This is a genomic window from Enterobacter sp. C6, from assembly GCF_008122455.1.
GTDB lineage: Bacteria > Pseudomonadota > Gammaproteobacteria > Enterobacterales > Enterobacteriaceae > Enterobacter > Enterobacter pseudoroggenkampii.
In genome coordinates, this window is record NZ_QPFW01000227.1 from 37,941 (window position 1) to 48,061 (window position 10,121).

Below are 10,121 nucleotides of genomic sequence, written 5' to 3' on the forward strand. Positions count from 1 at the left end.
ATTAACAGAGAGAATATTATGAGCGTTGTGCCTGTAGCCGACGTACTCCAGGGCCGTGTCGCCGTTGACCAACAGGTCACCGTGCGCGGATGGGTGCGTACCCGCCGAGATTCTAAAGCTGGCATCTCCTTCCTTGCCGTCTATGACGGTTCCTGCTTTGATCCTGTACAGGCCGTCATTAATAATTCTCTGCCCAATTACAATGATGACGTTCTGCGCCTGACGACGGGCTGTTCCGTTATTGTCACCGGCGTGGTTGTGGCATCCCCGGGCCAGGGCCAGAGTTTCGAAATTCAGGCCTCAGCCATTGAAGTCACCGGCTGGGTTGAAGATCCGGATACCTACCCGATGGCAGCAAAACGTCACAGCATTGAATACCTGCGTGAAGTGGCGCACCTGCGTCCACGTACCAACCTGATTGGTGCGGTGGCGCGCGTGCGTCATACGCTGGCGCAGGCGCTGCATCGTTTCTTCGACGAGCAGGGTTACTTCTGGGTGTCTACCCCGCTGATCACCGCGTCCGATACAGAAGGTGCGGGTGAGATGTTCCGCGTCTCGACGCTGGACATGGAAAACCTGCCGCGCACGCCGGAAGGTAAAGTGGACTATGACAAAGACTTCTTTGGTAAAGAAGCTTTCCTGACGGTATCCGGTCAGCTCAACGGCGAAACGTACGCCTGTGCGCTGTCTAAGATCTACACCTTTGGCCCAACCTTCCGTGCCGAAAACTCCAACACCAGCCGTCACCTTGCGGAATTCTGGATGCTGGAGCCGGAAGTGGCGTTCGCCGACCTGGACGATGTTGCGGGTCTGGCGGAAGCGATGCTGAAGTATGTATTCAAAGCGGTGCTGGAAGAGCGTCCTGACGACATGAAATTCTTCGCAGAACGCGTAGACAGCGATGCTGTGGCGCGTCTGGAGCGTTTTGTGTCTGCCGACTTTGCGCAGGTGGACTATACCGACGCGGTGGCGATCCTCGAGAAATGCGGTGAGACGTTCGAGAACCCGGTTTACTGGGGCGTTGACCTGGCGTCTGAACACGAACGCTATCTGGCCGAGAAACATTTCAAAGCGCCGGTTGTCGTTAAAAACTACCCGAAAGACATTAAGGCCTTCTATATGCGCCTTAACGAAGACGGTAAAACCGTGGCAGCGATGGACGTACTGGCGCCGGGCATCGGTGAAATCATCGGTGGCTCTCAGCGTGAAGAGCGTCTTGACGTGCTGGACGCGCGTATGGAAGAGATGGGGCTCAACCCAGCTGACTACAGCTGGTACCGCGATCTGCGTCGTTACGGTACCGTACCGCACGCCGGTTTTGGTCTCGGCTTCGAGCGCCTGATCGCCTACGTTACCGGAGTTCAGAACGTTCGCGACGTGATTCCATTCCCACGTACACCACGTAACGCCAGCTTCTAATCGGTAAAAGACTAAAATGGCCAGCCTGTGCTGGCCATTATTTTATTCTGCATTGTCAGTTTTCGTCAGCGCAAAGTCAGCATCTTTAAACCTTAACCCCGTCACAACCACTAGCTGTTACGTTTTGTTTCCGCGAAATATTCAGCCACAAAAAATAAACCCCATTCTTATTGCGATTATTACATCCTCAAGCGTTAGCACAAATTTCAACCACTTTTACAGCCATCCAGAAGGCTTTTTGAGGTCATAAGAAAAACTGAGTCGTTTAGCCTCTGTTTATATGAATCGCCGTTATCTCAATTAATCATAAGGAATTCATATATATAGGATATGCCCTGTCGCTTAATTCGCCAGGGCACTCTGAAGTTTGAGGTGGTTCACAAAGTTCCCAAAAATAAATATTTAGTTACACATATTTTCTTTCAGTTACTTAATCTTGAGAATTGTAGCACTTTCAGGCTAGCGAAACGCTTCGCCGAATGGAAAGATGCCTGTCAGATACATAAAGACACCAAACTCTCATCAATAGTTCCGGAAATATTTATTGACAGAATTTATTGACGGCAGTGGCGAGTGTCATAAAAAAACCAATGAGGGTAATAAATAATGATGAAGCGCAATATTCTGGCAGTGGTTATCCCTGCTCTGCTGGTAGCTGGTGCAGCTAACGCTGCAGAAATCTATAACAAAAACGCTAACAAGCTGGACTTCTACGGTAAAGCTGTAGGTGAGCATCAATGGACTACTAACGGTGCATCTAATAACAACGATACCACCTATGCCCGTATCGGTTTCAAAGGTGAAACCCAGGTTAACGACCAACTGGTAGGTTACGGCCAGTGGGAATACAACATGGACGCTTCCTCTCAGGAAGGTGCTCAGGGTACCAAAACCCGTCTGGCTTTCGCGGGTCTGAAAGCGGGTGAATACGGTTCATTTGATTACGGCCGTAACTACGGTGTGTTCTATGATGCACTGGCTTCAACCGATATGCTGGTTATCTGGGGTGGCGACTCTCTGGCCGCAACTGATAACTTCATGACCTCGCGTAGCACCGGTTTAGCTACCTACCGTAACTCTAACTTCTTCGGTCTGGTTGATGGTCTGGCACTGGGCCTGCAGTACCAGGGTAAAAATGAAAACGGCCACACCACTTCTCGCCAGAACGGCGATGGCGGCAGCTACTCTCTGGGTTATGACTTCGCAGACGGCTTCAACGTAACCGCGGCATACACCAACTCTGACCGTTCCACTAAGCAGACTGCCGATGGTAAAGGTGAACGTGCTGAAGGTTGGGCAACGTCACTGAAATATGATGCGAACAGCGTATACGCATCTGTTATGTACGGTGAATCCCGTAACATGACTCGTGAAAACGATGACGAATTCGCGAACAAAACGCAGAACTTCGAAGCTGTGGTTCAATACCAGTTCGACTTTGGTCTGCGTCCATCCATTGGCTATGTGCAGTCTAAGGGTAAAGACCTGACAGGCCGTACTGCTAACGGTGCTACTTTCGCAGGTGGCGATGCTGATCTGGTTAAATACATCGAAGTGGGTACCTGGTACTACTTCAACAAGAACATGAACGTTTATGCTGCGTACAAGTTCAACTTGCTGGATGAGAATGATTACACCCGTGCAACAGCTCTGTCTACCGACGACCAGGCTGGTGTTGGTATCGTTTACCAGTTCTAATCAGTACACCACTTTGTTATATGCTTAATGAACAGGGCTTCGGCCCTGTTTTTTTATGCGTGACAGAAAATAATGGCGACTTTTGAAAAGCCGCACGCTTTTCGTCGCAAACGGTTGGCATTTTGTAAATCTACCGTTAACCTGATAGCGGATTTCACTTCTGTAATCACAATGGAACTTCGTCATGTTTGAGAACATTACCGCCGCTCCTGCCGACCCTATTCTGGGCCTGGCCGATCTGTTTCGTGCCGACGACCGCCCTGGCAAAATCAACCTGGGTATTGGTGTATATAAAGATGAAACCGGCAAAACTCCGGTACTGACCAGCGTCAAGAAAGCTGAGCAGTATCTGCTGGAAAACGAAACCACCAAAAACTACCTCGGTATTGATGGTATCCCTGAATTTGGTCGCTGTACCCAGGAGCTGCTGTTCGGTAAAGGCAGCGCAATTGTGAGTGACAAACGTGCCCGTACAGCACAGACTCCGGGCGGTACCGGTGCGCTGCGCGTGGCGGCGGATTTCCTTGCGAAAAACACCTCTGTTAAGCGCGTATGGGTAAGCAACCCAAGCTGGCCTAACCACAAGAGCGTGTTTAACTCTGCGGGTCTGGAAGTGCGTGAATACGCCTACTACGACGCGGCAAACCACTCTCTCGACTTTGACGGCCTGCTGGCGAGCCTGAGCGAAGCGCAGGCGGGTGACGTGGTGCTGTTCCACGGCTGCTGCCACAACCCAACCGGTATCGATCCGACGCTTGAGCAGTGGCAACACCTGGCGAAGCTGTCCGTAGAAAAAGGCTGGCTGCCGCTGTTTGACTTTGCCTACCAGGGCTTCGCCCGTGGTCTGGAAGAAGATGCCGAAGGCCTGCGCGCGTTCGCAGCCGTGCATCAGGAACTGATTGTCGCCAGCTCTTATTCCAAGAACTTCGGTCTGTACAATGAGCGTGTGGGTGCCTGTACGCTGGTTGCTGCTAACGAAGAGACCGTCGATCGTGCGTTCAGCCAGATGAAATCGGTTATCCGCGCTAACTACTCTAACCCACCGGCACACGGTGCGTCTGTTGTTGCCACTATCCTGAGCAACGATGCGCTGCGCGCTATCTGGGAACAAGAGCTGAACGATATGCGCCAGCGTATTCAGCGCATGCGCCTGCTGTTTGTGAACACCCTGGCTGAGAAAGGCGCAGACCGCGACTTCAGCTTTATCATCAAACAGAACGGCATGTTCTCGTTCAGCGGCCTGACCAAAGAGCAGGTTCTGCGTCTGCGTGAAGAGTTTGGCGTGTACGCCGTGGCCTCTGGCCGCGTGAACGTTGCAGGCATGACGCCTGACAACATGGCGCCACTGTGCGAAGCGATTGTCGCCGTACTGTAATTTGCGCCCATAAAAAAAGCCTGCGTTATGCAGGCTTTTTTTTATTCGGGTTACCAGACAGGCATTTCATCCTGAAGGAACGGGTTATGGAGCCGTTCATAGCCCAGCGTCGACATTGGACCGTGTCCAGGAATAAACGTAACGTCATCACCCAGCGGCAATAGCTTCTGTTTAATCGACTGAATCAGCTGCCCGTGATCGCCGCGAGGAAAATCACTGCGTCCTACGCCACCTTTGAAAATCACATCGCCGGAAATCAGCAGACGAGACTGGTCATCAAAGAAGGCAATATGGCCTGGCGTATGTCCAGGACAATGCAACACCTGTAAAGTCACATTCCCTACGTTAACGCGCTCTCCTTCGTTCAGCCAGCGATCGGGCGTCAGGGGCTGACACTCATCAAGGCCAAACATGCGGCTTTGGGCAGGTAATCCCTGCAGCCAGAACTCATCTTCTTTTTCCGGACCGACAATCGGCACGCCGTAGTGTTCAGCCAGTTCAGCCGCTGCGCCCACATGGTCGAGGTGACCATGCGTCAGTAAAATCTGCATGAGCGTCACGCCACTGTCAGCGACTTCCTGCTTGATCTTCTCAGCGTCACCGCCGGGATCGACAAGCGCGGCCAGTTTAGTTTGTTCGCACCAGATGAGTGAACAATTCTGGGAGAACGCGGTAACCGGAATAATACGATAGTTCATACTGCTCCTGTGTTTCGTTATTACCAGTGCCGAACCGGACCGGTATCAATATGCACAAAGTTGCTGCTGGGGTAATATCCTACACCACCTGCGCGCATAGATAACGCAGCTTTGCGAATATTGGCTAACGAAACGCCTTCAATATGGAAATCCATTGCCTGTCCCTTCGTGTGATAGCTTTTTTTCGCTACCCCGCGACTGTGGGCGCGCAGTTCATTGTTGGTATCAATCGAGCGATAGCCAGAAATGAGCTGCACCGGCTTGCTGGTGCCCAGCAGGCCCTGAAGGCGGAAAATCTGATCAAACAGTCCAGGATCGATGGCTTTTATTTTATTCGCGCGGAAATCACGGAAAAAATGGTTAAGTCTTGCTAATTCATCCTGAATATAGCCTCTGCCATCGAAAAACTCCGCTTTTAGCGACTCACCGGTATGAAGATTGTTGAGCGTTAAAACTCGCGGACGAGGTGTCGAGAGGGTGGCAAATGCTGGCGTCGGCAGGATGGCCGCTGCGCCGAGCGCAACGCCACCTAACGCCAGCAGTTTGCGGCGATTAGCGTCAAATTTGTCCATGATAATCAGGTCTACAGGTAAAAGAAATCGTAATATGCTTAGCGCACGAAGGGCACCATAACTGGCAAAACCAGGTACGTCAAGGCGCCCAACCCCAGTGAATACGCGGCTTGCAGCGATATAGCCCCTTATTCACCATAACTTACGACAATCATTTTTCCCGAACTGCTTCATTTACCTGATTAATTGTTCCGCTTTTGGCAAAATTTGTGCGCCGGATCGCGCGGTGAGATCATAATTGTAAATATCTGTACGATACTGGGTACGCCCGTCCTCGCCCACAAACGCCGTCAGATAGTAAAGATTGACCGGAATATTGTGGCGAATATTAACGTAACGCGTATCCCCCTGCTTCAGGGCATCCGAAATGCGCGTATCGTTCCAGCCCGCATCCTGAAGCAGCATATTGGCCAGCTCCGAGGCTTTGTTCACGCGCACGCAGCCAGAACTCAGCGCGCGGGTATCTTTCTGGAACAGGTTGTGGTTCGGCGTATCGTGCAGATAGATAGCTTCTGAACTCGGCATATTGAATTTGTAGCGCCCTAAAGAGTTATGCGCCCCGGGAGCCTGCTGGAAACGGAACGGCAGATTTGACGCTGTGATCGTCGACCAGTCGACCATATAAGGATCGATGGCCTCTTTACTGTTCCATCCACGCATCACCGTATAGCCATGACGTTCCAGATAACCCGGGTCGTTCCAGACCTTCGGCAGAATGTCTTTTCGCGCCAGAGTCGGCGGCACGTTCCACGGCGGGTTTACCACCACGTTATTCAGCGCGCTGCTCATCATCGGTGTTTTGCGATCCGGACGCCCGACAATCACGCGCGACGCCAGTTTTTCGCTACCGTCCTGGTAATAGACCAGGGAATACGCCGGGATGTTAACCATAATCCCGGTAGAGAGCGTTCCCGGCAGCAAGCGCAAACGCTGGATATTGAGCGCCAGCACCCCTGCCCGCTGCGCAGGCGATACGTTCAGCCAGTCACGCGTCGTCTGGCCAATGACGCCATCGGCCCCCAGCCCCTGAGCGGCCTGGAATTGCTTAACGGCCGCAACCAGCTCGCGATCGTAAGCCGCGGGTTTGTCGCTCAGGACAACGGCTTTCTTCTCTTTCACGGGAGCTGACGGGCTGACGGCGACGTTTTGTGGATCATCACCCGGGAGAGCAATCTTTGGCCCGCCTTCCAGAATACCGGAACGCACCAGGATCTCGCGCAGGGCGGGCACATCGCTGCTCCACTGCCCCGGACGCAGCGTCGCGGTACCGCGCATTTGCGGCCACGGACGCGTGTCCCCCACCAGCGCGAGGAGCGACTGGTGCAGAGTGGCATATTGTGGGTGCGTCGGTGCCAGGCTGGCGATAAAGCGCGGCAGTTCGCCATTATCCAGCGCTAGCTGCCATTGATTAATCACCGACAGCGCTGGCGTCGCCAGTTTGTAAGGTTTATCGCTGTACAGCCAGCGGTTGCCATTGACAGGAATACCCGCCACGAACTGCAGGTAGCCCATCATGGCATCGGAAAGCACCACGTCCCGCGCCTGCCCGGTGACAGCAGGATCGGTTAACAGCTCAACCCATTTTGTAAACTGCGGCTGAAACCCTGCAATCGCGACCTCCGCCAGCTGTTGCTGGAAGGCGCGCACGGCATCGCGGTTTTCCCACATCGGTTTCATATCGCGGGCAGCATAGAGGAGCGTGAGCTGATTGATATAGACAGGCGTGTAGCCTGACGGTAGCCCCAACTGCAGCTGCTGACTGAGCGATTCGGCGTCGATGCCTTCCGGCAGCGGTTTAATACCGGCCATGACAGCCGTCGCAGGAGACTGGTCCAGCGGCTGGGACAACGACGTTGGCTGCGCGCCTGTCGTTGCCGAGCTGTCAGTCGGCACAATTTCAGGCTCGTCGGCCTGGGCGGTTAACAGCGGAGCAAACATCACTGCCAGGCATAAACTCAGCGCAGACAGCTGACGACCACATTCTTTCTTAAGCAACATCCCTTGCCCCCTGTTTTCACGACATGCCCATCACGTTGGGGCTTTCTTTCATTATAGGTAGACGGCTAAGCTGTTGCCTTACCTTATGTAAAGAAGTTTAAAGATAACGCAGCCCTAAGCACAAGTTAAGTTTAAAAAAAAAGCGGCGCCAGGGCGCCGCTTCGGGTCAGAAGACGCTTCAGGAAGCGTCGGCTGTGGTTTCCGGCAATGACTCTGGCGGCTGCGGCGCAAAGCCACGCAGCCCCACAACGTGAACGTGTTCGCTGTTCTGGAACACTTTACGCACCAGCTTGTAGGTAGTGCCTTTCTCGGGGCTGATGTTCTCCGGCGCCGCAATAATGAGCTGCATATCGAGACGTTCGCAAAGCTCGAACAGCGTGGCAATGGAGCGGGCATCAAGACGCGCCGCCTCATCCAGGAACAGCAGTCGGCATGGCGAGATGTCTTTGCCGCGCAGACGGCGCGCTTCATCTTCCCAGCTCTGGACAACCATCACCAGAATTGACATCCCGGTACCGATCGCTTCACCGGTAGAGAGCGCCCCGGATTCCGCACGCAGCCAGCCGTCTGAGCCACGGTTTACCTCTACCTCCATTTCCAGGTAGTTACGGTAATCCAGCAGCTCTTCGCCGATGGTTTGCGGCGTACGCTGGCCCATATCAATCTGTGGATTCAGGCGCTGATACAGCTTCGCCAGCGCTTCGGAGAAGGTCAGACGGTTGCTGTTGAACAGATCCTGATGCTGCTCGTGCTGCTCAGACAGCACTTCCAGCAGCGTCGCGTGGGCTTCACGCACGTTGACGTTGAGGCGCACGCTGTTCACCTGGCCAAACGACACGCTCTGCAGGCCCTGGTTCAACTGGCGGATACGGTTCTGTTCACGCTGAATGGTTTTACGAATAATATTCGCTACGCTGCGGGAGCTGATCGCCAGCTTCTGCTCGCGGGAGGTCAGCTCCTCCGTCAGGCGACCCAGCTCGATTTCCATCTGTTCGATGGCTTCAACCGGATCGTCGGTACGGATGATGTCCTGACGAATACGTTCGCGCAGGTGCTGGTAAACCGCCACGAAGAACTGGATTTTACGTTCCGGACGTTTTGGATCCTCCGACATACGCAGCACGTCGCGCAGGTGTTCGTTATCCGCCACCGCCAGACGCAGCGCACCCAACGCCTTATCCGACATGGAACGCAGTTCGTCGGCTGAGAGATATGCCAGTTCACGGCGGTGCAGACGACGCTCAACGTTATTGTCTTTCACCATGCGCATCACCGCGCACCAGCCCGCCTTCGCGGTCACAACCTGCTCACGCATCTCAAAGTAGTCGCGCTCCAGCTTGCGCAGGCGACGGGTCAGGTTATCCATTTCCGCTTCGCAGAAGGTCAGCGCTTTTTCCAGCTGATTACGACGCGCACGGTTATTGCTGAGCTGTGCATGCAGCTCGTCACGACGAATACGCGCGCGCTCTTCTGCCCCGCTGTCGGCACGCACGCCGATGTCCTGAAGCTCTTTCTGCAGATCGTTTAACAGCTCTTTCTTGGTGTCGAAGGAGCTTTTCAGCGAGGCCAGCACCTGGTTGTACTGGTTCAGTTGAGCGGAGTGGCTGCGCATTGCTTCACGGGCGCGAGTACGTTCAGCTTCCGCCTGCTCAAGGCGCTGACGCAGTTTTTCGTTCAGGTCGCTGTTACCGCTCAGCATTTCAGCCGAATCGGAGTAGCCGAAGTGGGCGCGACGCTGCACCACCTCCGTCAGGGCAAACGCCTGCTGACGCGCCTCGCGCTGCACCTGCTGTGACCAGGCATAATCTTCTTTTAACTGCTCGAACTGTTCCGGGTCGCTCTGCAGTACAGATACGACGGGCTCCAGCTTCGCCAGCTGATTGCCGTGCTGCTGAACGAAACGCGCGGCTTCCTGCGCTTCATCCAGACGCTCCTGGATCTCGTCCACGCGATCGGCCAGCGTGTCATCCGCCAGCAGATTCAGGCGCGGCAGAATGCGGTTAAGGGCCGCGACGCCCTCTTTCGCCTGCTCGAACTGGACGCGGCTCTGCTGGTTGTCGCTTTCATGACTGGCAATGGCACGTTCCAGCTCGCCACGGCGGGTATTGAGCTTGCGAATTTCCGCTTCCGGGTCAGCTTCAAAGGCCACGGCCAGATGGCTGCCGATAAAGCGGCTGAACGCCTGATGCAGGCGCTGGGTTTTCTGAACGTCAAACGACAGGGTCGCGAAACGTTCAGACAGCGTTTCACGCTCGGCGTGCAGGCTTTCGATGCGGCTTTCGCGCGCGGCGCGGCCAAACAGCGGCAGCTCAGGGAAGCGGGAATAACGCCACTGGCGATCGGCGATTTTCACCACCACCG

General features: G+C 54.3%; 7 protein-coding genes. 3 read left to right on the top strand and 4 right to left on the bottom strand.

The window, feature by feature from the left end:
- The first annotated feature begins 18 nt into the window (after nucleotides 1–18).
- The 3 genes from asnS (at nucleotide 19) to aspC (ending at nucleotide 4,492) form a co-directional block, all read left to right on the top strand.
- Nucleotides 19–1,419 (top strand): asparagine--tRNA ligase, encoded by a 1,401-nt coding sequence (asnS, locus tag DOU50_RS13895; RefSeq protein WP_024907781.1) that lies wholly within the window; start codon nucleotides 19–21, stop codon nucleotides 1,417–1,419.
- 606 nt (nucleotides 1,420–2,025) lie between these two features.
- On the top strand, nucleotides 2,026–3,117 hold the full coding sequence (locus DOU50_RS13900; protein WP_023615888.1) for a porin: 1,092 nt from the start codon (nucleotides 2,026–2,028) through the stop codon (nucleotides 3,115–3,117).
- Between the two features lie 184 nt (nucleotides 3,118–3,301).
- Nucleotides 3,302–4,492 carry an aspartate transaminase gene (gene aspC, locus DOU50_RS13905; RefSeq protein WP_033145106.1) on the top strand — a complete coding sequence of 397 codons (1,191 nt, stop codon included), beginning with the start codon at nucleotides 3,302–3,304 and terminating at the stop codon, nucleotides 4,490–4,492.
- 50 nt (nucleotides 4,493–4,542) lie between these two features.
- Here aspC and DOU50_RS13910 read toward each other — a convergent pair whose 3' ends face one another.
- The 4 genes from DOU50_RS13910 to mukB all read right to left on the bottom strand — a co-directional run.
- On the bottom strand, nucleotides 4,543–5,190 hold the full coding sequence (locus DOU50_RS13910; RefSeq protein ID WP_148769590.1) for an MBL fold metallo-hydrolase: 648 nt from the start codon (nucleotides 5,188–5,190) through the stop codon (nucleotides 4,543–4,545).
- Between the two features lie 20 nt (nucleotides 5,191–5,210).
- On the bottom strand, nucleotides 5,211–5,762 hold the full coding sequence (locus DOU50_RS13915) for a YcbK family protein (RefSeq protein ID WP_023335137.1): 552 nt from the start codon (nucleotides 5,760–5,762) through the stop codon (nucleotides 5,211–5,213).
- 174 nt (nucleotides 5,763–5,936) lie between these two features.
- A complete protein-coding gene (gene ldtD, locus DOU50_RS13920; RefSeq protein ID WP_024907785.1) occupies nucleotides 5,937–7,760 on the bottom strand; it encodes a L,D-transpeptidase in 1,824 nt (607 codons plus the stop codon).
- A gap of 178 nt (nucleotides 7,761–7,938) precedes the next feature.
- On the bottom strand, nucleotides 7,939–10,121 hold a 2,183-nt coding region (mukB, locus tag DOU50_RS13925), incomplete at its 5' end, for a chromosome partition protein MukB (RefSeq protein WP_148769591.1).